We start from the raw sequence: 23766 nt of genomic DNA on the forward strand, positions 1-23766 counted from the left end.
GTTGCTATTAATAAAAGTTCAATTGGTTTCGCTCTCTACATCATTACGCATCAGCGATAAAAATAGCGCATGCTAATCTTTTTATCGAGGAAGCTTAATTTGTTTATTTTCTCTTGATTCTTTGTATAAAACGATTGTGCTTCCAATTACTTGAACGATTTCAGCACGTGCACCTTTTGCAAGTTCTTCCGCAACCTCACGGCGATCAAATTCACAGTTTTGTAATACACTTACTTTAAATAACTCACGAGCTTCTAAAGTATCTGCAATTTGTTTAATCATATTTTCATTTACTCCGCCTTTTCCTACTTGAAAAATTGGTGTTAAATGATGTGCTTGTGCACGTAAAAATCTTTTTTGTTTTCCTGTTAACATATATGTTAGCCTCCAAGCTTTTCTATAACTAATTGTTTCATTCTCTCGATATTTGGGGTGCGTCCTGTCCACATTTCAAATGCAAGTGCTCCTTGATAAACAAACATATCAATACCATTTTGAATGATTGCACCTTGCTCTTTTGCCTCACATAAAATTTTCGTTTCAAATGGATTATAAATTATATCTGATACAATCGTTCCTTTTTTTAACGAACAAATTTGTAATGGCGTATATTCTACGTGCGGATGCATACCTATCGTTGTCGTCTGAATGATAATATCATAATTTCCTTGTTCTTCTGTCGCTTTTTCTAACGACAAAGCAACAGAATTAACATCGGCCGTACGTGCAGCAATAAGTTCCTTCGCCTTATCTACTGTACGATTGGCTACATCAATCTCTTTTACACCTACATCAGCAAGAGAAAAATAAATAGCTCGGCTAGCACCACCTGAACCAAGTAACAAAATACGTTTCCCTTGAAGTGGTTCATTACTAATTGACTGCAGCGCTCGAACAAAACCAATCCCGTCTGTGTTATAGCCAATTAATCTTCCATCCTTATGAACCACTGTATTTACTGCACCGATTTTCCTTGCCAATGGGTCAATCTCATCCAAATACTCCATAATAGCAACCTTGTGCGGAGTTGTTACATTAAATCCTGAAATACCTAATGCTTTTAAACCTCTTACTGCTTCCCCTAGCAATTCCTCTTCAACAAGGAACGCATGATAATGGGCATCCATATTCAAGTGTTCAAATGCATCGTTATGCATAACGGGTGATAATGAATGTCCAATTGGATTTCCGATTACACCATATAATTGTTTCATAAATCCCTCTCCATATTAAATTAAAGATTTACGTAGTGAAACACTTACTCCTTTTGGTACGTGTGCAACAATTTTTGCTCCTGGTTCGTTCACAGTAACCCATCCTAATCCAGAGAATACAACATCCGTTTTAGGTTCACGAATATTAAATTCGTATTTCACTAGCTCAGGCATATTTGCTAATTCTTCTGGCGTTGGTGGGCTTAATAAATCCCCGGCATGATTTTTATATAATTCATCTGCTTTCTCAAGCTTTGTACGATGGATTGTTAAGCGATTCGAGAAGTGACAAGTAAATGCACGACGACCACCACTTACATAATCAAAACGTGCCAATCCACTAAAGAATAACGTTTGTTCTTCATTTAATTGGAATACCATCGGCTTAATTTCTTTTGTTGGTGTAATAAGCTTTAAGCTTTGCTTTCCAACATAATGAGCCATTTGGTGGTGGTTAATAATACCTGGCGTATCATATAAAGAAGACTCTTCGTCCAATGGAATATCAATTAAATCCAGTGTTGTTCCTGGGAAATGAGATGTTGTAATTACATTTTCAGTCTCATCACTAAATTCTTTAATCATACGATTAATAAATGTCGATTTTCCTACATTCGTACATCCAACAACATAAACATCTTTGCCGCCGCGATAATACTCAATAGCATCTGCTAGTTCAGCAATTCCTTGTCCCTTCGCTGCACTAATTAAAAAGACATCTTCTGGTTTTAATCCTAGCTGCTTTGCACTATAGCGCATCCAATGTTTTACTTTATCATGTTTTACTGACTTTGGAATTAAATCAGCTTTATTTCCAACAAGTAATACTTTATTATTCCCTACGAAACGATGTAAGCCAGGTAACCAGCTACCATTAAAATCAAAAATATCTACAATTTTGACTACTAATGCATCTGATTTTCCAATTCCATTTAAAATGCGTAGGAAGTCATCATCTGTTAACGATACATCTTGAATTTCATTGTAATGCTTCAAGCGAAAACAACGTTGACAAATGACTTGTTCTTTCTCTAAAGATGAGGCAGGAGCATACCCCACTTCATTTTTATTTTCTGTTTGAATTTCTACACCGCAACCAATACATTTAATTGTTTCAGTCAAACTTTATTCCTCCCAGTTAATTAAACCTTTTTTCTTCATATTTTTCATAATTCTTCGTTCAATTTTTCGATTAAAGCGCGTTACTAATCCGTCCGTTTGTGCTACCGGTACAACTAAAATTGTATGAAGGCCTACTCGGTTTCCACCAAGCACGTCAGTCAGTAACTGATCTCCAATTACTACAACTTCATCTGGCTGCAAACGCATCTCTTGTATCGCACGCTTAAATGCGCGAACAAATGGTTTACGTGCACTATGAATAAATGGAATACCTAATGGATCAGCAAAATCTTTCACACGTTGCTCATTATTATTTGAAACGACCGTTACTTGAATGCCTTGCTCTTTCATTTCCAAGAACCATTTTTCAAGTTGCGGCGTTGCATTGGGACGATCCCATTCAATTAAAGTGTTATCTAAGTCAGTAATAACGCCTTTAATCCCACGTTTTTTTAAATCTTCTGGTTGAACATGATATACATTTTTCACATATTCATTTGGTAAAAATAGTTTCAATTTCTTTCACCTCTTTGAGGATTTTTCATAAAATTTTTCGACAACATTTTTCGATATATAACCTGTGGATAAAATTGTACACATTTTCCACATTAATTTTGCAGTTAATTTGGAATTTACTAACAAACTATACACACTTTATCCACCTAGGTATGTGGATAACCACTCGTTTGTGACTGTCATATTTTTTTGGTACATTAAATGCATCAACGAATCAATCCTTATATTATTAGGAGGTGACTCACCTTGAAAACAAAACATATGGAACAGTTATCCACTGAGTTACTCACTGAGTCTTATTATAAAGCAAAAGAACTAAAATTAAATCCCGACTTCATTTTACTTATAAAACAAGAAATCATTAGACGCTCATTAGAGGACAAGCTTGTCAAATCATCTTGATTACATATAAAGTGAAAGTTTAATCAGCCCTTACCAATCAAACAGTTAAAGGATAAATTATTAGATGCCCTGTAAAAAGAGCCATCCTACGATGGCTCTCGAATAAACAAGTACTCCCATCTAGGGGATTTCATCATTAAGTATCTTTGCCCATAACTCTTACTTACGGTTATAAAAGCTTTTCTTTATTTATGAGCTAAGCGAGTAGCTATTTTTTCACCAAGACGAAGCTCTTGTCCACTCTTTAATTCCTGCACTACTTCTATCATATCTTTTTCAAACAATAACACAACTGTTGAACCAAATGTAAAGTATGCCATTTCTTCACCTTTTTGAACAGTGTCTCTCTCATGCAAAAGCTCAATACTATTAACAAACATAGCACCTACTTTTACAAGAGCCATATGCTCGCCATCACTGCTTACTTCTGTAACAGAACGATAATTTTTTGACAGTGGTTCTTTCCCGTATTCCATACCAGCTGCATTTACCGGATATGATTTTCTACCGAGTACAAATCTTTCAGTCACAGAACCAGAAAGCGGACTATGAATGCGATGATAATGACTTGGACTCAAATAAATTACCATATATGTACCGCCTGCATATCGCGTTGCACGTTCTTCATTACCTAGCATATCCACGATTGAATAGCGCTTTCCTTTAATATCAAATGTTTTTGTATCCTCAATAGGACCATGATCTGCAAAAACACCATCAACAGGACTAACGATACTCGATGCATCTGTATCAATACTACGCTTTCCTTCTTTTAGCTTACGCGTAAATAATTCATGCAATGTTCTATATTCCTTCAAACCCTTTTCCATCTCATCTTGATTAATTTGAAAAACTTTCGCGTACGATGGAATAATGATAGAGCTCAAACGAGATTGTGCAAATTTACGTAATATATAAGAAGTAAAGCGACCATTTGTAAGTTCTATCATAAGTCGATATAATGTACGTCGCAAATTGCGAAACCCCCTAATCAGTCTATAACTTTAGTTTTCCCTTCTTTTCTTTCTATATCATATGTAAAATTGGTTCTTATTCCCACATATCATATAAAGCAGCCTTATTATATATACAGAAAACTAAGTATGGTATTATTCTTAAATTATTTAGCACCTTCTAATATTACAGATAGAATCCGTCATTTTCAACAGTGAACGTGTATTTCTTCTTAGCATAACGCGTTTTCTTTTCTTATTTACAATAAAAAAAGCAGCCCATTTTAAATATGGCTGCTTCTAATACACTTTACTCTTTCGCTTTTTTCTCTTTCTCTGCCCTTACAAACTCGTGGAACATTTTCATTAAAGCACGCTTTTCAATCCGTGATACGTAGCTTCTAGAAATACCAAGCGCCTTAGCGATTTCCCGCTGTGTTTTCTCCTTATCTAGCCCAAGTCCAAAACGTTTCACAATCACTTCTTTTTCTCTTTCGTCTAAAATATCGATATACTCTTTAATTTTTTCTAACTCCATACTAAGCTGAATCATATCAATTACATCTTCAGACTCTGATTTTAATATATCAATAAGCGATATTTCATTACCCTCTTTATCTTGCCCGATCGGATCATGAAGTGAAACATCTTTTTTCGTTTTCTTTAGTACACGTAAATGCATCAAAATTTCATTTTCAATACAGCGTGCTGCATACGTCGCAAGCTTCGTTCCCTTTCCTGCAGAATAGCTCTCGATCGCTTTAATGAGCCCGATTGTACCAATTGAAATTAAATCTTCTGCATCTTCTCCTGTGTTCTCAAATTTTTTAACGATATGAGCTACAAGCCGTAAATTATGTTCAATTAAAAGATTTCTCGCTTGAGCATCACCTTGCTCCATTAACTCTAAGTACTTTCTCTCATCATCTGATGATAACGGCTGCGGGAACGCATTGTTCTTCACATAAGAAACAAAGACAAACACTTCTCGAACCATATATCCAATTGCGGCGAATAGACTCAAACCTTTCACCTCCGCCAAAATAGTGGTCTTTATTATGTGTATGTGGGCGTGAGGTTGTTTGTGTCTGTACAGTTTATTTATAAAACTCAACACTTCTAACATTTAAAATATTTTATTGTTATATTATAATTAAATAAAATTGTTATTTATATATGAATATGCTATTAAAGGGGACACTATTCATGATTACATTAGAACGATTATTAAATGTAACAATTTATTTAGGGGTATTTTTACTTTTCATTTCGTTCATTACTTTTGTTATTAAAAGAGGGCCTGATTTATTATTTTTTCAATTTGGAATTTCTTTATTTTTTGGAGCTCAAATTATAACTGGAATAAAATTTTTTCATAACTATGGTTTCTCCTTTCACTCAAAACTAGAACTACTTATCTTTATTTTCTATGTAATTGGAATTATTACATGTATACTATTATTCTTTCACTTTCAAAATCCGTATCGAATTTTTTTATTAATCTGTAGTTGTTTATTTTTAACTGGATCCAATTATTACTTTAAAGAAACATTAAATTTTAGTAAAAAAATTCCAAAGCAAAACAAAACTTTTTTAAGTACACAAGATGACTCTTTCCCAAAAGAAGTTCGTAAATTTTCAGAGGATTACAACAACATAATAAGAAATGATTTTTATGAAATACCGATGATTCCTACTGAATTACAGATTACAAGCAAAAAAGATTCTTCCCATAGTACATCTTACTTAGTTGAACTTCATAATAGCGAAAATGAAATTACTGATGACTCTGTACAATTAACTCCATCAGACCGTTTTTATGTGCTGTTAAATAAACAAAAAACAAAAATATCAAAAATAGTATATGAAGGACAGAATTTTTTCACATTTACAGTCACACTAAAGGCTCTTAATTTACAGCAAGAACCAGAGATTCATAATATGTTTTTAGAAATAGATAAACGTAGAGCGATGAATCTTCTTAATTTTGAAATTAAAGCCCATACTAAAGAATGGAAAGTAATATTTAAAAGTGATAGTTCTTATTCCAATCTTCCTATCACATTTACTTTTGAAAAACGAACAGGCAAAGTATAAAAATAAAAAGAGTTATTTTCTTTGAAAAATAACTCTTTTATTTTACTTACTCCAAATCTTTCTCCCCGCTTGGGCATCAATATAACGAATTTCCCGCCTACAATTAAAAGGTTCTTTATGTTTTTCATCTGTCGTTTGTTTGTAAAGTAGTTTGTATTTCGTTTCCTCTGCATCATGATCTAAAAACCATTCTAATTTAACTCGGATAGCCTCTCTGTATATTTCTAACGCTTTTTCTTTAGTTACTTTTGGTGTTATTTCATATGTGAGCAATTCTTTTATAAAGTTGCTAGACTCCCCCGAGTAGTGCATAACAGCACCATTTTCTGCATTGATGTTAATCATAAATTGGTTATACTCTGCCGGAATATCATTTATATATACAGAAAAGATAAATCTTTCAATCCCATCTTCTGCTTCTTCACGTTCCTCCCAAAGACGCAGATATTGTGTGATATCTGGAATAACTCGTTCTAAAAATTGAAGTGCTCTTTGTAAACATTCCTCTCTAGACAGTATTTGCTTTACTTCTTTATCATCTGTCAGTTTTATAAAACCAGTTAATTCATTGGTTAATTTATCAATTGTAACGCTAACTAAATTATTATATTTCAACATCGGTAAATGCTTTTTAAAGAATTCATTCATTAAATATGGATTCTTTTCTTCTTTCTGTTTTTGTAATTCCTCTTTCGGAACAAATTTCATCCTTATTTCATCATCATTTTCTGTCTCATCTACTTTTGTAAAACCTTCTTTATTCCAGTCAAATAATTCGAATACTTCACCTCGTTCGTTACCTTTTTTCGATTTTTCAACAGCTACAGCCGAAGGCAATTTATAATGATCTGGTCCAAATAAATCTTTACCTGTACTTGCATCAATAAACGCATGACTAGGCTCTGGTTCATATACAAGATGGTACCCTTTTACTTCTTCCCCGTTTTCATACTCACATGAAGAGTATGTTAAATCTATAAATACAAGTCTCATATCTTGTCTAGCTTTCAAATTTTCTAAAACGATATTCTCCTCAACAATTTCACTTGGCCATAACGGTTTTTTCTCTATAGCTTTTTGTCCATTGTAATGAAAATGCACAACATTACCTGAAGAGTGCACTCGCACAACGCACCCTGTATTCGGCAATGGATAGCTATTCACTTCTTGCATATAATTTACTTCTTTCCAACCGCGCCTGTCGTCCTTAACCGTTACATATGTATAGAATTCATATCCTTCTTTTGTATATTTTTTCAAGAACGCATTTGCAATCTCTCTTGCCTTCTTCTCCTCTATCGCTTCCTTGCCACTTGAAAAAGGATTTTCATCATCTATCCTAAATTCAATTAAATTACCAGTATGTCTATTCAATGTAATTTGTATCGTTCTCTCCTGATCCTCTTTATGCTCCCACCATAATAGATGATACGGGTCATCACCCCCTTCTTGATCATCTACAACAAGACTATATTCATCTGGAATATTAATAATATGAGCCACTTGCTCTTTTCTTTCTTTATCTTTTTGATTCATCATACCGCTCCCTTTATTACAATTTAAGGTAATTATAACAAACAAAACCAAAGAACTATAAAAAAAGACTAGAGATATCTCTAGTCTTCTACTTCGTTTCACGATGTAACGTTACTCGCTTTAATCGTGGACAATATTTTTTTAATTCGATGCGTTCTGGATTGTTTCGTTTATTTTTTTTAGAAATGTAATTACGATCACCGCACTCCGTACAAGCTAATGTAATATTTACACGCATATTTAATTCTCCTTTCTTTCAAAAATCGCAACTAAAACGTAATGATTACGATTTATATATTATAAAACTTCATTCCATTTGTCAATTGCAAAAACAAGAAGATTCCATTTAGAATCCCCTTGTTTTTATAGTTAAATAAATTTTCTCCCGCATTAACGGGCAGTAAGACCCCCCACTGATTAAAAGTTTCACTTTATTAAAACGATTCGTATGTAACAAACTCACTAATCGGCTTTCGATATCCTCGTGGGCGAGTTTTAGTCGTATCACTTTTTCCTATCGTAATCATTAAAACAGGTACTATATGCTCCGGCATATTTAATTCACTTTGTACTGCTTTTTCATCGAAACCAATCATTGGACATGTATCATAGCCATAATATTTAGCTGCGTACATAAAAGTCATCGCGCTTAACGAAGCATTTCTAATCGCTTCATCCTCCATGAAACGCTCTCCTTTTCCTTCATATAAACCTTTCGTTTGCCTAATTGTATCTTCATATTCACATTCATCAATCATTTTTAAAACTTTCATACCGAAGTAAATATTTTCAACATTTTGGTATGCTTTTTTATCACCACAAACGAGCACTACCGCTGATGCACTCGATACTTTATATTGACCGAAAGCTAATTCTTTTAATCTTTCTTTTCGCTCTTGATCACGAATTACAACATAATGTGTGTGCTGCAAATTATAGCAAGATGGAGAAAGCTTAGTTAACTCAAATATTTTTTTAAAATCCTCATCAGGGATTTCTATACCTTGTATAAATTTCATTGCAGAACGTCTAGCAATTGCTAATTCTTCAAAGTTCACCATATATCCTCCTCGATAACTGTAAATTTAAATATACATTAATTTATACAAATAGATAAATCAAATAAAAACACTTTAAATCCGAATAATAATTATGATTAACAGCAAAAAAGACAAAAAGCTGAAACAATTAGTTCATACGAAATTCACACGAATCTATTACTATAGAAACTGTACATAGTGAACTTATTAACAATCACGTTTATTTATATAAAATCTTACTCGAAAGGAGTTGAAAGTATGAAAACTAAATATCGCTTTATGATCTCATCATTTGCTGCTTGCGCTTATATGATTTGGTATTTAGTATAATAACGACCTCACTTGCAAATAGGAAAAGGTGTGTATATAAATGGAATATAATCAATCAACAGTTAACTACTGGAAAGCTTTTGTATTACCATATACATTTGCTTTAGAAGAGTTAAAAACTAAATTTGAAATTATGAACCGGGAAGCTCAATTTCTAGAGGATTACAACCCGTTTGAACATATAAAAACAAGACTAAAACAACCTGAAAGTATTATTAAAAAACTAGAGCGCAAAAGCTTATTACCAACAGTTGAAAATGCTCAAACACATTTACAAGATATTATTGGTATTCGTATTACATGTTGCTTCGTAGAAGATATCTATCATTTGAAAGAAGTCATTCAAAAACGCGAAGATATGGAAGTCATAGAAGTAAAAGATTATATCGCTAACCCAAAACGAAACGGATATAAAAGTTTACACATGATCATTAAATACCCTTTATCACTAAATTCTGGTACAAAAGATGTATTTGCAGAAATTCAGTTACGTACACTGGCAATGGACTTTTGGGCAAGTTTAGAACACAAACTTTATTATAAATATGAAGGGAAAATACCGGAGTATTTAAAAGATGAACTACATGATGCAGCAATGAAAGCTGAAGATCTGGATAATAAAATGGCCACAATTCGTCAAGATATTGATGATATTGAGGCATGTTCAAATCAAATTATGCTACCACTATAAAAAAAGGTTCTCGCCAATGAGAACCTTTTTTCTATCATTTTTGGGAAGTATGACTCCACACTTATTAAAGTTTCACGTTATTTTTTCTCTATTGTTCGAACCTCTTCAATCTTCCATTTATCCTCTTCTTTTCCAAGGGCATACTGTACTTTCTTTTGAAGAGTAATACTGTCGTCTACTTCCTTTTCTTTCGTTTCAACAATAACATACCCTACTTTACTAACTTTCATATCTATATGTTCCAATTCAATTTTCTTATTTCCCTTTTGAAATGCGGCTTCTTTTTGTGTTTTTAAGTCTTCAGCACTAGGCATCTTCTTTGAAAATAACTCCATATGTTCTGCAAGATTTTTTTCATTGGTCGTTCGCACAAATGTATGAATAACATCTTGAATAGATTTCTCTTCTTCTTTTGTTATTTGTACCTTTTCCTCAGTTTTTTTAGTAGTAGATTTTTGTGCTACATTATTCTCTTCTTGTTGACATCCAACTAGTAATACTACAAATGCTAGAAGGAATCTTAATTTCGCAAATATTTTTTTCATATTTCCAACTCCTAAAAAGAAAAGCGAGGCAGTTCGCCTCACTTTCGCTCTTAATTAGCGTCTTCCTTTATTCGGATCACCGCCACCAACAATATCAAAGACACGTTTCGCTATATTTGTATTCTCTTGAACGCCAGAGAACAAGTATTTACCTGGACCAAATGCATACACGTTCACATCTTCCCCTGTATGTCCACCTGTTGTCCAGCCTGTAACCGAGCGCTTATTGAAAATATCTTCAATTGCATTATCAATCTTTGTTACATCTTTTGACGGAGCTATATCATTTACAGCTTGAATTTCTTCTGGAGTTAATTGTAAATCAATATACTTTTTCAATGTTTCTTCTACATTTGCACCTTTTGCAATCTCATTTGCCATAAAGTCTGGTGTGCGTTTTGCAGCTTTAATTGGATCTACTTTAAAGTTATACTCGCCATTGGCACCTAAAGATAAGCCACCAGTAGCGTGATCTGCCGTTGCAACAACTAACGTATTTTTATCTTTTTTCGCAAACTCAATCGCTGCTTTGAAAGCTTTTTCGAAGTCTTCCATTTCACTCATTGCACCAACAATATCATTATCATGTCCAGCCCAGTCGATTTGACTTCCTTCCACCATTAAGAAGAAACCATTTTTATTTTTGTTCAAACGCTCAATTGCTGCATTAGTCATTTCTTCTAATGAAGGTGTTTTCTCATTGCGGTCAATCATTTTATCTAATCCACCTGGTGCAAATAAACCAAGAATTTGATCATTTTTATCATTTAACAATTGATCTCGATCCGTTACATAGCTATAACCAGATTTCTTAAACTCTTCTGTAAGATTACGATCTTTTCTAACAAAGTTCTTTACGCCGCCGCCAAGCATAACATCTACCTTATGCTTCCCTTTAATTTTCTCATCAAAATAATCATTTGCAATTGCGTCCATATTTTTACGGCTAATGTCATGCGCACCGAAAGCAGCTGGTGTTGCATGTGTAATTTCAGAAGTTGCAACGAGTCCCGTTGATTTCCCTTTTTCTTTCGCTTGCTCAAGAACTGTTTTCACTTCCGCTTTATCATTATCAACTGCAATTGCAGCATTATATGTTTTAATTCCTGCTGACATAGCTGTTGCTGCCGATGCAGAGTCTGTAATATTTTCATGTTCATCTTCTGGGTATGTTTTTTGTGTTCCTACAAGATGCTTATCAAATTCTGTAGATTCCATTTCAAAGGTTTTTGGATTATCTTTCATATAACGGTGAGCCGTCATATATGAAGGACCCATACCATCCCCAATTAATACGATAACATTTTTAATCTTTGCATTGCTTCCGTTCTCATCTGCATTAACCTCACTAGAACGAGTAAAATTCCATGTTGCTACCGAAGTAACTGCTAATGATGCCACAACTGCAAATGGCCATGCTTTTTTCACAAACTTTTTCACTGTCTTGTCCCCCTAATTAGGTTATTCATTTCCCACTATCAAATTTAATGGAAGACTATTAAGAGAAAATTAGCTGTATGTAAATTTTTTGTTAACTTATGTAAATATCAGTTATAATTTGTATAAGTTTGTCTTTTTGTATCAATCATTCCGCCCTTTACAATTTAAATATAAACAAGTTGGATTTCATTTAACGTAAATCTCTTTTTTTACATTTTGACTCTATGTTTATGAAAATAAATAGAAATGCGGTGAGCCTTTATGAAAATAGTAAAGCTAAATGAATCTTTTATTTTTGAATTACTTAATCTTTGCAAATCTGTTGGATGGTTACACGATGAAATTTTTATGAAAAAACAATTCGAAATGTATCTTTCTATCGGCACACTTGTAGGTTACATTCATGAAAACAAACTCATTGCGACTGGAGGAGTATTTCCCTTTACAAGTAACTTCGCTTCCATTGGTATGTTAATTGTTCACCCTAATTTTCAAGGACGCGGAATAGGGCGCATGTTGCTAAATCATTGCTTGGAACAAATTCATCCAAAACAACCCATTGCACTTATTGCGACAAAAGCTGGCGAACCTCTATACACATCATGCGGATTTCAAACAGCAACAACGATTCATCGTTTTGAAAAGCAAACTATTAAGACGTACCCTTCTCACTTACAACAAGTACAAGAAGAAGACCTTATACCTGTTACTTCTCTGGATCAAATTGCAACTGGTATGAATCGTTCTCTACTTTACTCTTTGCTATTACCAAGGGCCGTACACTCTTTTAAAATTGAAAGAAATAACTGTATAGAAGCTTTTTCATTATGCATACAAAAGGGCAATATATTATGTATCAATCCACTTATCGCCCAGCAAGAAGAAGATGCTATCCAATTATTAAAAAAGATATGTGAATGTTGGAATGGTATAGTACGAATTGATGTTCCACACTCACAATTTACATTTCGTCAATTTCTTCAAACAGAAAATTTCCAAGAAACGCTCCTTTCACCTCTTATGATAAAAAATGGTAGCCAACTTCCTGGAAATCGTAATATGCTATTTGCTATGATAGATACAGCGTTATGTTAGAAAGGAGACACCTAATTGAAGCGATTTAGCTATTTTATGGTAGGTTGTCTTACTCTTACACTATTAGTAGGATGTAGTGCAGCAGAAAAGCCAGTAGAACAAGTAAAACAAGTTAAAAATACAATTACAGCGAAACTAGCTACCGAGGAAAAAATGGTAGAAATAGATGGTCAAACCATTTACTTTAAAAAGATTGGTAATGAAAAACCACCTTTACTTATGATTCATGGCTTTGGAGGGTCATCAGATGGTTTTCAAAAGATTTACTCCGATTTAGCAAAAGATCATACAATTATTTCTGTAGATGCTTTAGGATTCGGGCGCTCATCTAAGCCAATGGATTTTTATTATTCTTTTCCAACTCATGCAAATTTGTATTATAAATTAATGAAAAAACTAGGGTATGATTCATTCGCAATACTGGGGCATTCCATGGGGGGAGAAATTTCTCTAAATTTAACATATTTATATCCTGAAGCAGTTACTCACCTTATTTTAACTGATGCTACAGGTGGCCCTCATACATTCGTTAATAAACAAGGCTCACCAAAACCACAATTGTCGACTGATTTAAATGCCGTTTCTTCTATTACAGATTATGATGAAAGCAAAGTGAAATTCAAACGTAATGATGAAGAGCATTATAATAAAATGAAATTATGGCCTAGACGTCTTAAAATTAATGCAAATGAAATAAAACAGCCAACTTTAATTATATGGGGCAGAAATGATAGTAGCGTTTCCTGGAAAGAAGGAGAAACGTATCATCAATTCTTAAAAAATAGCACTTTACATATTATTGAAAAAGGTTATCATGCACCATTTCGCCAAGAACCACAAGAATTTGTCGGGTATGTAAAAGATTTCTTTAAGAACAATCCGATTAAAGTTGAAAAATAACATAAACGGGTATCTCAAAATGAGATACCCGTTTTCATATATTAAGCAGCTTGCTTTTGGCGTTTTGGAGTTTTTGATCCTAATACTTTCGGGATAACGAAGCCATCCATTCCAAATTTCCCAGCGTTCATACCGGAAACAAGAACAAACATAGATAAGATAACCATCTCAGGGTTCACACCAATTGACCCACTAAACATATAGGAAAAGTTCATTACAAGACCAAAAAAGACCGCTGTTTTTGTTAAACAGCCTACAATTAAACCAATTCCGACTAAAATTTCTCCCCATGTTACAAGTGTATTAAACAAATCTACATTTGGAATTGCAAATTCTTGTAAGAATGATGCCCACCAAGATTGAACAGCCGGTTGTGCACCTTTAGATTTTTCAATTGCCCCTTGCAAATAACCTGTTGCATCGAATCCTTTTCCTTGTAGTTTACCGATTCCAGCCATTAACCATGTGTAACCAAGATATACTCGAATTACTGCTAATGCAAAAGAAACTGCTTTGTTTTCTCTTAAAAATTGAATAACCATATCTTCCTCCTAAAGTTGTAATTAAGTTAGTTACAGATAATATAATAACATTAGTTACTTATTTTTCAAACGTTAATTATGAATAATCTGTGACATGCGTATGAAACATTAAAAACTAACGTTTATATAGTAACTTTTATTACCTGTAAAAACTTGAACATATCATACCACAAGTGATAACCATTTTCATTGAAAAAAATGTAAAAAAATGTGAGTTAAATGTGAAACAAGTTTATTCGAATATAGAATAAACTTGTTTCACACTAATTATAGAATCGAAATGTATGTGTCTCCTCATCAATTAAACTCGCTTCTTGAAACGCTTCTTCTAACGTTTTCCCATGGTTAATAACCCCATAAAATAAGCGTATAGTAAACATAAGTGCTGCATTTCCATCTACATAATCAATCGATCCAATATATGATTTCGCACCACTATGTAAAAAAGATTTTGCTAGATTTTGCTCCCCTAACGTGCACCCGCTATTTACAATATGTGTATTATGCAATTTTGCATATTTATAAATTTCTTCTGTACCAAAATCCCCTCTCGGTTCATCTTGTTCATATACTTCTTCGCCTAACTCTTCCATGACAAACTTCCCTTCTTCACCATGAAAGCAAAAAATAATATAATTAATATTGTTAAATAAGTTCTTTCCAGAAAGAACTTCCACAAAATCTTTCGGTCTACCAATCCAATATGTCACAACCCTTGCACCAAAATATTCAAGAGATGCTCGAATTGATTGCGCTTCTAAATCCGAATTAAAACCAACTACTAATGCAATATTCAACATACAACCCCCATCCTATAATCAGCCCTTATCAATCAGAATTTTATGGGATAAATCCATTTCATATATGCCCCTTTCTTTCAAAAAATCTGATCTAGTTAAAACGACTTTCTGTAAATATTGCCTATATGCTGTAATTGTTCCATCGTGAGATACAATGCAAATTCTTTCAGCACCCAGTTCATAACACCAAAGAAGAAATTCATCTACTATTTGCTGAAAACTATTCTCTGAAATAGTGTTTATACCTTCCTTCCATAACTGATTATTTGAGCTTTTCTCTATCGAAAAATGCGGAAATAACTTTGTTATCATTCCCTGATCTACTATATAATCGCACGGTAATGTTTTCGCTCCTTCTCGATAAGGAAAAATACGTGGGGATACATATGGATGGACTAGTTTTTGACAAGCAACTTTCGCACTCCATATTGTCGCCGTTTGCAAAGTTCTAAGTGTAGGACTAACAATTAATATATCCGTCTCTTGCAATGGCACATTGCATTGAAGTAATTTAGCTTGAGCCTTTCCTACTCTCGTCAATGGTGGGTCAAACACTTGTAAACTTTCTGGTAAATCCGTTGTATGTTCACCTTCACCATGCCGAACAAAAACGATTTTCATCCTCTTCCTCCTCTCTTTATGAAATCCTCTTACATATTTCTTCCCTATCTTATACTTTATTCCTGCTATATGAAAAACTGATATGTAAAACACTTTTTACAAGGGAGAAGTGAATCAAAAAATATGAAATGGATAACCATCTTAATTGGAATGATTATATGGGGATACATAAATGGATTTTTTAGTAGTGATAAAGTGAAACTTTAATCCGTGGGGGTTTTGTTCATCCCCCACGGATTATTAGTTGAACCAATCGGGCTTTTACGGACAGTTGATCCCCACCTAACTTCTTTGCCTCCGCTGAATTTTGAGGTGGGGGTCTTACTGCCCGTTAATGCGGGATAAAACTGCTAATCCTTGGATTACAGATGATGAACGTGAAACAAAAATTAAACAAAAAGCAATTACGGCAAGCTGGTCCGGTGTTTTTATGTTTTGTACCATTAGCCTCTTAAATAAATGGTTAGGTTTAAACACAAACGATAAATCACCGTACTTACCAGACCCTATCGCAGCTATTTTAAAGGAAAATGTAGAGTTACAAGTTTTACTCATGCTATTTGTTATGTATGGAATATTTTACTTACATTATCGAAGAAAATTAAGTGCCTAACTTCTAACTCATGATTATCCTCCTAAATGGTTATAGTAATTAGGACGAAATGAAAGGAGTGATAGAAAAATGAGTAACTCTGTAAATGTCAAGATAAACATGTACATTTTCGCTTGTTTAAGCATGTACAAAATCAATCATTTTCTTTGCTAAAATGATCTTTAATTCGATAGGATTGTCCTACAATACTGACCACCGTGGCATGATGTAAGACACGATCTAGTATGGCATTGGCGAGTTTAGGGTCCTGGAATACTTCGTCCCAAGACTTGAAGTTGATATTGGTCGTTAGGATGGTACTACGCTTTTCATAACGCATATCGATTAATTGAAAGAATAATTTTGCATCCTCCGGATCAATAGGCAAGTACCCAATTTCATCAATAATAAGTAATTTGTATTTTGTATAGTGCTTTAAACGAGATTCTAGGCGATTCTCAATCTTGGCACGTTTTAAATTTTGAAGTAAATCATGACATTTAATAAAATAAGTACTTGTTCGCTTTTTAGCTGCTGCTATACCAATAGACGTGGCCAAATGGGTCTTACCAACACCACTAGGTCCTAAAAATACTATGTTTTCTTGTTGCTCTAAGAAACGTAGAGAAATAAAATCTAAGATTTGTTGTTTATTAATACTCGGCTGGAATTCGAAATCAAACTCATCAACCTCCTTTCTATGAGGAAATGCGCCCATTTTCACCATAGAATGAATCATATTTTGTTCTCGTACATCAATCTCATAGTTTGTCAGTTTAACAAGTGTCTCTACGAAGGATAATTCATTATTAATGCTAAAATCGACTACGTCACCTAAATGTTGTGCCATTTGTTTTAATTTTAAATACTCTAGGTTTGTTGTTAATTGTTGATAGCTATTCTTCATTTCTATATACCTCACCAATTACTGATAAATTTTGTTTCGCCAAATTGTCAATGTTCGGATATTTAGGTAGTGACTTAGCCAATGCTTTTTTATAATGTTCTTCTTTATAATTGAGCTTAGATTGGCTGATTTTATGTTGTACAATTAACTTCATGTTATGATAAACATATATTTGATTATCATATACTTGTAAACCGACGGTTTTACCTTGATATTCAGCTGGAACTGAGTATTGATTCGATTTGTAAGATATCATGCCTGATGTATTAACTTTTACAAGTTTATGCTTAATCATATAGGAATCTCTTATCGCGCTCTTCGGGAGTGGTTGTAGGAGATTCTTTTCCTGTTTTAGGGCAAACACTGGAATCTTACCAGTCCCTTGATGAAATGTTTGATTAATTCTTGCACATAATTTTTGCACAAATTCATGTAATTCTTCAAAAGTGAATCTTCCTTGATAAGCATGAATTTCGTCTAGAAGTTTCATTGGCGCTTCTACTTTCCCTTTGGTATTTGGTCGCCCTGCGATACAAGGTTGTACCTTAAATCCAAAATCTTGAGCGAATTGGGCAAACTTATTGTTAATCGTTCCTGTAAAGTGTTCTGTTCGAGCTTCATCCATTACCGTCTTCATATTATCCGTGACAATTACCTTCGGTACACCACCAAACATTTCAAATGCCTCTGTCATAAATGACATTAAAACACTTTGTGATTTTGAAATATTCAAATGAAAAACTTTAAATCTCGAGTAGGACAATAAAAGTACAGCTACATTCACATATACGATTTCGCCACTTTTGGTTTCAAATCGTATGCTTTCTTTCCAATCTAATTGAGCTTGTTCTCCTGGAGGTGTCTCATAACGGACACCCACTGAATGACCTGATAAAATACGCTTCCCCTCATCAAAATATGTTCTAAATTCAGGCTTTCTATTAATATAAGCACGAAATGCAGACTGTGAACATTTTAAACCGTGATTGTCTGTTAGATACTGCCATAACACTCGTTTGTAGTAGAAGATTTGTTTAGAATCACTAGATAAAAGAGCTGCAATCACTTCATAATATGTATCGATTTTCGATGTTTTATTTTTTGTCCCTTTTGGTGTAAAACCATTCAAATACTTATCTATGGTACGCCGATCCACATTCAATTCTCTGGCTAATTGACTTTTATTTATCTTCATTTTTAAGTTCCCCATTAGTTTTTTAAAATTTGGTAAGTCTGAAAGACTTTTAACCTCAAATTCTGTTTGAATATCTAGCTTAATATACATACTAACCACCTCAGAGTCAGTATGGAGAATCCAATTGAAAATGTACATATTTATTCAAGCGTTAATGTACATATTTAAGTTAGCATTTATATACTCGAATGAATTTTTAGATACACTACATGAAAAACAAGCAAAAGATGAACAAAATAGAAAGCGCCAAGGGAACGGAAACCCAGCGAAAAAAAAGCCAAATAAAACGCATAAATAACAATAAAAAACTGCCTAAAATGATCTTTTAGGCAGTTTTTTATTGTTATTTCACCGAGATGACATTTTCCCAATTCCATTTCTCATAATACCACGCTGGTACATCTATATTTTCAATCCACTTCTTTTCCTGTTTCCCATCTTTATGAGCAAGCCATACATCCGCTTTCTTACGGTCTGAACGTATCCAAATTAATTGATTACTCTTCTTCATGAAGATCGGGTGGTAATCCCCTTGCTTGTTCTTTTTCTTTGTGATTTGATGCTGTGCATTACTTGTACTATCGACCTCATACAAAGATGGTAGTGGCCTTTTTTCTGGTGGAGTTTCTATCCCTGCCTCCTTTGCTCGTGAAACGATAATTACTCTATCGTTCTTCCATACAAAATCCCAATCAACATATCCTTTCGGCGTAAATATGTTCTGCTGAAGTGCTGGCAATTCCTTTACTTTTAAATGCTTATTTTCTAATGCAACTCTTCCGCTCCCTTCAATATAAGCTAATATATTTTTTGATGGTGCCCATTGAAACCATTGTGCGTTTAGTAACATTTGATCTACTTTTTCAAACCGACTGCCATCTGCACGAACTAAGCAAAGCGTATTACTATCAGCTGACCATGAAGCTGTCGGTACTGCTAAAAATGAAATCCACTTTTGATCTGGTGACCACTTAAAGCCACTTGCTACTAGCGCTAGGAAATCATCATGTTGATTTGGCAATGCATACAAATGCTTCATTTTGTGAGGATTCATATGTGCATCTTTTTGCACTTCATATAGCTGAGCCCCTGTCCATCCTGTTGGAAGTAAGTGCGCTTCAGAGGATACAAGAAAGTTCTTTCCATCGGGGTACCATGCATAATCCCCTACACCAGCCGATACATTTTCAAAATCTGCATTCTTTTTTTCTACATCAAATGTATTTAATGTACCTGTAAATATAAATGCAATTATATTTTCTGTTGGTGACCATTGATAATTCGATGCTTCTGAGTGAAACGGCGTAACTTTCTTTCCATCTTTCAGCCGATATAACTCAAGAATATTTTGTTTCTTCCCTTTTACATATGCCAGCCATTCTCCATCATGTGACCACTTTGGCCCTGTTATGTTCTCTCCTTTTGTAAGTTGTTTTTCTTTCCCCTCAACTTTAATCCAAAGGTTATGATGACGAATAAAAGCAACTTTCACACTATTATTTTCTGCGCTAGTAATAGTGATAGAACACAAAAACATAAACAACACTACACTACCACTTACTATTAGCCTTTTCATACCATCACTCCATTTCCCTCATAGCATTCCTCACTTTCTTCCTACAATATGTGAAAAATATCGATTCGACATAATCAGAAAAAATTTCCCAAGAAATTTTCAATTCATAGAGGATTGGTATGAATTATGTTGAAAGTATAGTTTAGCCAACATTTATATTTATAAGTTATAACTAAAATGTAAGATTTAATTTCTGAATATTGTCACTTTTTATTAGGGGGAGTATCAATGAAAAAAACTACATCTACACTATTAAGCATGGCGCTTGTCTTTTCTAGTTTTGGAGCTTTAAGCGCTCATGCTGAATCACTACAAAAGGAGAAGCAATTTAGTCCACAATTAAAAACAACGATTGAACAGTGGGGAGAACATAAAATTGCTCAAAATGTTGAAACGAAAACAACAAAAGAAATATCAGTAATTGTAGAATTGCAACATGCACCTCTCGCTGCTCAAAGTAATATTCAGCATGCTCCAGATTTACAAAATAGTAATGCTCAGTCTTATCATGCTGAGCTAAAAAAAGCACCTGGTATTCCAGTGAGAATGCAATATGAAATTAACGGAAATGGTGTATGGGAACAGGCATTCCTGAACCCTTGGGAGAAAAGCTATGACATTTATTTCGATCGCACTCAATTACACGAAGAAAAAAATACTATTCACATTGTAGCAACTGATGCAGCTGGCAATACCTCTAATTTAACTGTTAATTTAGAAGTGAAATAAAGTGAAACCTTAATCAGTAGAGATTTTGTTCATCCCCACTGATTATTAGCCTTCACCAATCGGGGGTTACGGGCAATTATTCTCCCACCGAATTTTGAGGTAGGAATTTTACTGCTCATTAACACGGGATAAAAAATTTTTGTTGACAATTTTTTTAATATAGTTTTATAATACAAAACATAGTTTAGTTTAACGAATTATATATCGGCTTTGAAGGAATGCTAGTAGCGACTTATATCACTGTCCCAGAGAACTGATGGTTGGTGCGAATCAGTACATATACAAGCGTGAATTACAATTCTGGAGCTTCTTTCCCGTAATGCTTTTTATGCATGAAGAGAAAGACGGATCTTTCCGTTATCGTAAAGTGAGTGGTAAACAATTAGTTGTTTACAAATAGGGTGGTACCGCGATTTTTATCGTCCCTATCGGATTTTCCGATAGGGACTTTTTTGCATCCATCCTCTTACACAATTTCATATATACGCGTTGAAAGAATCGCAGTAGTATCTTATATCCCTGTTACAGAGAGCTAATGGTCGGTGGAAATTAGCACATATATAAGTATGAATTACAATTCTGGAGCTTCTTTTTCGTAATGCTTTTATGCATGGAGGAAAAGACGGAATTTTTCCGTTATCATTAATTGAGATGTAAGTATATTTTCACTTACAAATAGGGTGGTACCGCGATTCTTTCGCCCCTATCGGATTTTCCGATAGGGGCTTTTTCTATTTATCACAGAAACATATGTTAAATAATTCCGAATCTTATGATAAAATTTTATAAGCGCTTACAAAAAAATGAAAGGGGGTGATACAAGCTATACGAAATCGATATTCAATTTTATTGAAAAAAAGGAGGATGTCTAAATGACAAAGAAAACAGAAATTCCATCGCATTTAAAACCATTTGTATCCACACAACATTATGATCAATACACACCGGTGAATCACGCTGTGTGGCGTTACATTATGAGACAAAATCATAGCTTCTTAAAAGACGTTGCTCATCCAGCCTATGTGAACGGACTACAATCATCTGGTATTAATATAGATGCAATTCCAAAAGTAGAAGAAATGAATGAGTGTTTGGCACCAAGCGGCTGGGGCGCTGTAACAATTGACGGACTTATTCCTGGCGTAGCATTCTTCGATTTTCAAGGACACGGATTACTACCGATTGCAACAGATATCCGGAAAGTAGAAAATATCGAGTACACACCAGCTCCAGATATCGTACATGAAGCCGCAGGACACGCACCGATTTTACTTGATCCTACATATGCAAAATATGTGAAACGTTTTGGGCAAATTGGTGCAAAAGCTTTCTCTACAAAAGAAGAACATGATGCATTTGAAGCTGTTCGTACATTAACGATAGTAAAAGAAAGCCCTACTTCTACTCCTGATGAAGTTAAGGCTGCTGAAAATGCTGTAATTGAAAAACAAAACTTAGTTTCTGGTTTATCGGAAGCTGAACAAATTTCACGTCTTTTCTGGTGGACAGTAGAATATGGATTGATCGGAAATATAGATGATCCAAAGATATATGGTGCTGGTCTCCTTTCTTCTGTTGGCGAAAGCAAACATTGCTTAACAGACGCTGTAGAAAAGGTTCCATTTTCTATCGAAGCATGTACAGGGACAACTTATGACGTAACAAAAATGCAACCACAACTATTTGTTTGTGAATCCTTTGAAGAATTAACAGATGCGCTTGAAACATTTTCTAAAACGATGGCCTTTAAAACAGGTGGAAAAGAAGGTTTAGAAAAAGCAATTCGCTCTGAGAACTATGCAACAGCTGAGCTAAATAGTGGATTACAAATCACAGGTACATTTAGCGAGACAATTGAAAACGATGCAGGTGAATTAATTTACATGCGAACAAATTCGCCAACGGCATTAGCGCTTCATAATAAACAGTTAGCGAATCATTCTACTTCTGTACACAGTGACGGATTTGGAACACCGATTGGATTACTTACTGAAAATATTGCATTAGAAAATTGTACAGACGAACAACTACAATCATTAGGAATTAAAATTGGAACTATCGCTGAGTTTACTTTTGCAAGTGGTATTCATGTAAAAGGAACAGTAACAGATATTGTGAAAAATGATAAGAAAATTGCTCTTATTTCCTTTATCGATTGCACAGTTACTTATAACGCCCGCGTTTTATTTGATGCTTCATGGGGCGCATTTGATATGGCTGTTGGCTCACAAATCACTTCAGTATTCCCAGGTGCCGCAGATGCAGCAGCATTTTTCCCAATGGATGAAGAAGTTCAAGAAATTCCTGCTCCGCTTGTACTGAATGAACTCGAGCGTATGTATCAAACAGTTCGAGATATTCGAAGTGAGGGGATTTTACACGACGCGCATATCGATCAATTAGTAGCAATTCAAGAAGTATTAAATAAATTTTATGCGAAAGAATGGTTGCTGCGCCTTGAAGTATTAGAGTTACTTTTAGAGCATAACAAAGGGCATGAAACATCTGCAGCATTACTACATCAACTTTCTACTTTCACAACTGACGAAGCTGTAACACGCCTTATTAACAATGGTCTTGCGTTACTTCCAATAAAGGATGTGAAAAATGATGCTAAGATTAACTGAAGAAGAAGTTCACGAGGAATTATTGAAGGTAGATAAATGGATGGTAAAAGATGAGAAATGGATTGAACGAAAATATATGTTTTCCGACTACTTAAAAGGAGTCGAATTTGTCTCTGAAGCCGCCAAACTATCAGAAGAACATAATCACCATCCATTTATCCTTATCCAGTATAAAGCAGTTATTATTACTTTGTCATCTTGGAATGCAAAAGGTTTAACGAAACTAGATTTTGAGCTTGCAAAACAATTTGATGAACTATTTTTACAAAACGAAAATGCAATTATAAGAAAATAAA

General features: G+C 34.1%; 26 protein-coding genes, 1 pseudogene and 2 other annotated features. Of the genes and pseudogenes, 10 read left to right on the top strand and 17 right to left on the bottom strand.

The window, feature by feature from the left end; translation table 11 throughout:
• Positions 1-81: 81 nt before the first annotated feature.
• Genes yhbY through ACXKY9_RS21160 form a run of 4 tightly spaced genes read right to left on the bottom strand, consistent with a single transcriptional unit; the run spans position 82 to position 2852 of the window.
• Complete coding sequence (gene yhbY, locus ACXKY9_RS21145; protein WP_000955224.1) at positions 82-375, bottom strand: ribosome assembly RNA-binding protein YhbY; 294 nt, start codon at positions 373-375, stop codon at positions 82-84.
• Positions 376-380: 5 nt separating this feature from the next.
• Positions 381-1214 carry a shikimate dehydrogenase gene (gene aroE / locus ACXKY9_RS21150; protein WP_000812077.1) on the bottom strand — a complete coding sequence of 278 codons (834 nt, stop codon included), beginning with the start codon at positions 1212-1214 and terminating at the stop codon, positions 381-383.
• Positions 1215-1229: 15 nt separating this feature from the next.
• Positions 1230-2336, bottom strand: coding sequence for a ribosome biogenesis GTPase YqeH (gene yqeH, locus ACXKY9_RS21155; RefSeq protein WP_000140799.1), 1107 nt, complete (start codon positions 2334-2336; stop codon positions 1230-1232).
• 3 nt (positions 2337-2339) lie between these two features.
• The gene (locus tag ACXKY9_RS21160) at positions 2340-2852 is read right to left on the bottom strand and encodes a YqeG family HAD IIIA-type phosphatase (protein ID WP_000765314.1); all 513 of its coding nucleotides are present in this window, start codon (positions 2850-2852) and stop codon (positions 2340-2342) included.
• Positions 2853-3098: 246 nt separating this feature from the next.
• Here ACXKY9_RS21160 and ACXKY9_RS21165 point away from each other — a divergent pair, with 246 nt between their 5' ends.
• The gene (locus ACXKY9_RS21165; RefSeq protein ID WP_000850094.1) at positions 3099-3254 is read left to right on the top strand and encodes a sporulation histidine kinase inhibitor Sda; all 156 of its coding nucleotides are present in this window, start codon (positions 3099-3101) and stop codon (positions 3252-3254) included.
• A gap of 185 nt (positions 3255-3439) precedes the next feature.
• Here the strand turns inward: ACXKY9_RS21165 and ACXKY9_RS21170 are convergent, their stop codons facing one another.
• Complete coding sequence (locus ACXKY9_RS21170; RefSeq protein ID WP_001255000.1) at positions 3440-4228, bottom strand: phosphatidylserine decarboxylase; 789 nt, start codon at positions 4226-4228, stop codon at positions 3440-3442.
• A gap of 289 nt (positions 4229-4517) precedes the next feature.
• A complete protein-coding gene (gene sigK / locus ACXKY9_RS21175) occupies positions 4518-5231 on the bottom strand; it encodes an RNA polymerase sporulation sigma factor SigK (RefSeq protein WP_000051382.1) in 714 nt (237 codons plus the stop codon).
• Positions 5232-5383: 152 nt separating this feature from the next.
• Here sigK and ACXKY9_RS21180 point away from each other — a divergent pair, with 152 nt between their 5' ends.
• A complete protein-coding gene (locus ACXKY9_RS21180; protein WP_003285365.1) occupies positions 5384-6304 on the top strand; it encodes a hypothetical protein in 921 nt (306 codons plus the stop codon).
• 42 nt (positions 6305-6346) lie between these two features.
• Here ACXKY9_RS21180 and ACXKY9_RS21185 read toward each other — a convergent pair whose 3' ends face one another.
• The 3 genes from ACXKY9_RS21185 to ACXKY9_RS21195 all read right to left on the bottom strand — a co-directional run bounded on the left by ACXKY9_RS21185 (position 6347) and on the right by ACXKY9_RS21195 (position 8901).
• Positions 6347-7840: a YcdB/YcdC domain-containing protein gene (locus ACXKY9_RS21185; RefSeq protein WP_001072068.1), complete on the bottom strand. Its 1494-nt coding sequence runs from the start codon at positions 7838-7840 to the stop codon at positions 6347-6349.
• An 88-nt stretch (positions 7841-7928) separates the two neighbouring features.
• Complete coding sequence (rpmG, locus tag ACXKY9_RS21190; RefSeq protein WP_001265617.1) at positions 7929-8078, bottom strand: 50S ribosomal protein L33; 150 nt, start codon at positions 8076-8078, stop codon at positions 7929-7931.
• A 196-nt stretch (positions 8079-8274) separates the two neighbouring features.
• The gene (locus ACXKY9_RS21195; protein ID WP_000245978.1) at positions 8275-8901 is read right to left on the bottom strand and encodes a nitroreductase family protein; all 627 of its coding nucleotides are present in this window, start codon (positions 8899-8901) and stop codon (positions 8275-8277) included.
• A gap of 349 nt (positions 8902-9250) precedes the next feature.
• On the opposite strand from ACXKY9_RS21195, the gene ACXKY9_RS21200 reads away from it, so the two are divergent.
• Entirely contained in the window at positions 9251-9901 is a 651-nt protein-coding gene (locus ACXKY9_RS21200; protein WP_000456230.1) for a GTP pyrophosphokinase, read from the top strand.
• Between the two features lie 77 nt (positions 9902-9978).
• Here the strand turns inward: ACXKY9_RS21200 and ACXKY9_RS21205 are convergent, their stop codons facing one another.
• Together ACXKY9_RS21205 and ACXKY9_RS21210 are read right to left on the bottom strand one after the other, a co-directional pair.
• Positions 9979-10446, bottom strand: a complete 468-nt coding sequence (locus ACXKY9_RS21205) for a hypothetical protein (RefSeq protein ID WP_000717905.1) — start codon at positions 10444-10446, stop codon at positions 9979-9981.
• Between the two features lie 54 nt (positions 10447-10500).
• Positions 10501-11886 carry an alkaline phosphatase gene (locus ACXKY9_RS21210; protein ID WP_000714912.1) on the bottom strand — a complete coding sequence of 462 codons (1386 nt, stop codon included), beginning with the start codon at positions 11884-11886 and terminating at the stop codon, positions 10501-10503.
• A gap of 261 nt (positions 11887-12147) precedes the next feature.
• On the opposite strand from ACXKY9_RS21210, the gene ACXKY9_RS21215 reads away from it, so the two are divergent.
• Complete coding sequence (locus tag ACXKY9_RS21215; protein WP_000706692.1) at positions 12148-12981, top strand: GNAT family N-acetyltransferase; 834 nt, start codon at positions 12148-12150, stop codon at positions 12979-12981.
• Positions 12982-12996: 15 nt separating this feature from the next.
• A complete protein-coding gene (locus ACXKY9_RS21220) occupies positions 12997-13881 on the top strand; it encodes an alpha/beta fold hydrolase (protein ID WP_000819810.1) in 885 nt (294 codons plus the stop codon).
• Between the two features lie 41 nt (positions 13882-13922).
• Here the strand turns inward: ACXKY9_RS21220 and ACXKY9_RS21225 are convergent, their stop codons facing one another.
• The 3 genes from ACXKY9_RS21225 to ACXKY9_RS21235 form a co-directional block, all read right to left on the bottom strand.
• The gene (locus ACXKY9_RS21225) at positions 13923-14423 is read right to left on the bottom strand and encodes a DoxX family protein (RefSeq protein ID WP_000236592.1); all 501 of its coding nucleotides are present in this window, start codon (positions 14421-14423) and stop codon (positions 13923-13925) included.
• Positions 14424-14686: 263 nt separating this feature from the next.
• The gene (locus tag ACXKY9_RS21230) at positions 14687-15223 is read right to left on the bottom strand and encodes a hypothetical protein (protein WP_000931928.1); all 537 of its coding nucleotides are present in this window, start codon (positions 15221-15223) and stop codon (positions 14687-14689) included.
• Positions 15224-15241: 18 nt separating this feature from the next.
• Entirely contained in the window at positions 15242-15844 is a 603-nt protein-coding gene (locus tag ACXKY9_RS21235) for a histidine phosphatase family protein (protein ID WP_000706244.1), read from the bottom strand.
• Between the two features lie 334 nt (positions 15845-16178).
• Between ACXKY9_RS21235 and ACXKY9_RS21240 the strand changes: the two genes are divergently transcribed.
• Positions 16179-16457, top strand: a complete 279-nt coding sequence (locus ACXKY9_RS21240; protein ID WP_002101335.1) for a hypothetical protein — start codon at positions 16179-16181, stop codon at positions 16455-16457.
• Between the two features lie 133 nt (positions 16458-16590).
• Here the strand turns inward: ACXKY9_RS21240 and istB are convergent, their stop codons facing one another.
• Complete coding sequence (gene istB / locus ACXKY9_RS21245) at positions 16591-17343, bottom strand: IS21-like element IS232 family helper ATPase IstB (protein ID WP_000798699.1); 753 nt, start codon at positions 17341-17343, stop codon at positions 16591-16593.
• Positions 17333-18628: an IS21-like element IS232 family transposase gene (gene istA / locus ACXKY9_RS21250; protein ID WP_000275580.1), complete on the bottom strand. Its 1296-nt coding sequence runs from the start codon at positions 18626-18628 to the stop codon at positions 17333-17335. The genes istB and istA overlap by 11 nt, the downstream gene beginning before the upstream one ends.
• 64 nt (positions 18629-18692) lie before the next feature.
• On the opposite strand from istA, the gene ACXKY9_RS21255 reads away from it, so the two are divergent.
• Positions 18693-18836 carry a DUF4023 domain-containing protein gene (locus ACXKY9_RS21255; RefSeq protein ID WP_033676052.1) on the top strand — a complete coding sequence of 48 codons (144 nt, stop codon included), beginning with the start codon at positions 18693-18695 and terminating at the stop codon, positions 18834-18836.
• 45 nt (positions 18837-18881) lie between these two features.
• Here ACXKY9_RS21255 and ACXKY9_RS21260 read toward each other — a convergent pair whose 3' ends face one another.
• Positions 18882-20114 carry a TolB family protein gene (locus ACXKY9_RS21260; RefSeq protein ID WP_000825726.1) on the bottom strand — a complete coding sequence of 411 codons (1233 nt, stop codon included), beginning with the start codon at positions 20112-20114 and terminating at the stop codon, positions 18882-18884.
• A gap of 228 nt (positions 20115-20342) precedes the next feature.
• Here ACXKY9_RS21260 and ACXKY9_RS21265 point away from each other — a divergent pair.
• The 3 genes and pseudogenes from ACXKY9_RS21265 to ACXKY9_RS21275 form a co-directional block, all read left to right on the top strand.
• A pseudogene (locus ACXKY9_RS21265) lies at positions 20343-20642 on the top strand (hypothetical protein); the annotation flags it as partial.
• Between the two features lie 402 nt (positions 20643-21044).
• Positions 21045-21273 (top strand) — a binding site (T-box leader).
• A gap of 50 nt (positions 21274-21323) precedes the next feature.
• Positions 21324-21551, top strand: a binding site (T-box leader).
• A 164-nt stretch (positions 21552-21715) separates the two neighbouring features.
• Positions 21716-23470 carry an aromatic amino acid hydroxylase gene (locus tag ACXKY9_RS21270; RefSeq protein ID WP_000163190.1) on the top strand — a complete coding sequence of 585 codons (1755 nt, stop codon included), beginning with the start codon at positions 21716-21718 and terminating at the stop codon, positions 23468-23470.
• Positions 23451-23765, top strand: coding sequence for a 4a-hydroxytetrahydrobiopterin dehydratase (locus ACXKY9_RS21275; RefSeq protein WP_000979538.1), 315 nt, complete (start codon positions 23451-23453; stop codon positions 23763-23765). The genes ACXKY9_RS21270 and ACXKY9_RS21275 overlap by 20 nt, the downstream gene beginning before the upstream one ends.
• Position 23766 lies beyond the last annotated feature (1 nt).

Source organism: Bacillus sp. 2175, from assembly GCF_057812155.1.

Excerpts from the sequence above, each read along its gene's own strand:
- ACXKY9_RS21225 (WP_000236592.1), bottom strand. The coding sequence starts at position 14,423 with ATGGTTATTCAATTTTTAAGAGAAAACAAAGCAGTTTCTTTTGCATTA.
- ACXKY9_RS21215 (WP_000706692.1), top strand. The coding sequence starts at position 12,148 with ATGAAAATAGTAAAGCTAAATGAATCTTTTATTTTTGAATTACTTAAT.
- istA (WP_000275580.1), bottom strand. The coding sequence starts at position 18,628 with ATGTATATTAAGCTAGATATTCAAACAGAATTTGAGGTTAAAAGTCTT.
- ACXKY9_RS21230 (WP_000931928.1), bottom strand. The coding sequence starts at position 15,223 with ATGTTGAATATTGCATTAGTAGTTGGTTTTAATTCGGATTTAGAAGCG.
- ACXKY9_RS21260 (WP_000825726.1), bottom strand. The coding sequence starts at position 20,114 with ATGAAAAGGCTAATAGTAAGTGGTAGTGTAGTGTTGTTTATGTTTTTG.
- ACXKY9_RS21195 (WP_000245978.1), bottom strand. The coding sequence starts at position 8,901 with ATGGTGAACTTTGAAGAATTAGCAATTGCTAGACGTTCTGCAATGAAA.
- ACXKY9_RS21275 (WP_000979538.1), top strand. The coding sequence starts at position 23,451 with ATGATGCTAAGATTAACTGAAGAAGAAGTTCACGAGGAATTATTGAAG.
- ACXKY9_RS21180 (WP_003285365.1), top strand. The coding sequence starts at position 5,384 with ATGAATATGCTATTAAAGGGGACACTATTCATGATTACATTAGAACGA.
- ACXKY9_RS21185 (WP_001072068.1), bottom strand. The coding sequence starts at position 7,840 with ATGAATCAAAAAGATAAAGAAAGAAAAGAGCAAGTGGCTCATATTATT.
- ACXKY9_RS21255 (WP_033676052.1), top strand. The coding sequence starts at position 18,693 with ATGTACATATTTAAGTTAGCATTTATATACTCGAATGAATTTTTAGAT.
- ACXKY9_RS21240 (WP_002101335.1), top strand. The coding sequence starts at position 16,179 with ATGCGGGATAAAACTGCTAATCCTTGGATTACAGATGATGAACGTGAA.
- istB (WP_000798699.1), bottom strand. The coding sequence starts at position 17,343 with ATGAAGAATAGCTATCAACAATTAACAACAAACCTAGAGTATTTAAAA.
- yhbY (WP_000955224.1), bottom strand. The coding sequence starts at position 375 with ATGTTAACAGGAAAACAAAAAAGATTTTTACGTGCACAAGCACATCAT.
- ACXKY9_RS21270 (WP_000163190.1), top strand. The coding sequence starts at position 21,716 with ATGACAAAGAAAACAGAAATTCCATCGCATTTAAAACCATTTGTATCC.
- ACXKY9_RS21200 (WP_000456230.1), top strand. The coding sequence starts at position 9,251 with ATGGAATATAATCAATCAACAGTTAACTACTGGAAAGCTTTTGTATTA.
- ACXKY9_RS21205 (WP_000717905.1), bottom strand. The coding sequence starts at position 10,446 with ATGAAAAAAATATTTGCGAAATTAAGATTCCTTCTAGCATTTGTAGTA.
- rpmG (WP_001265617.1), bottom strand. The coding sequence starts at position 8,078 with ATGCGTGTAAATATTACATTAGCTTGTACGGAGTGCGGTGATCGTAAT.
- aroE (WP_000812077.1), bottom strand. The coding sequence starts at position 1,214 with ATGAAACAATTATATGGTGTAATCGGAAATCCAATTGGACATTCATTA.
- ACXKY9_RS21235 (WP_000706244.1), bottom strand. The coding sequence starts at position 15,844 with ATGAAAATCGTTTTTGTTCGGCATGGTGAAGGTGAACATACAACGGAT.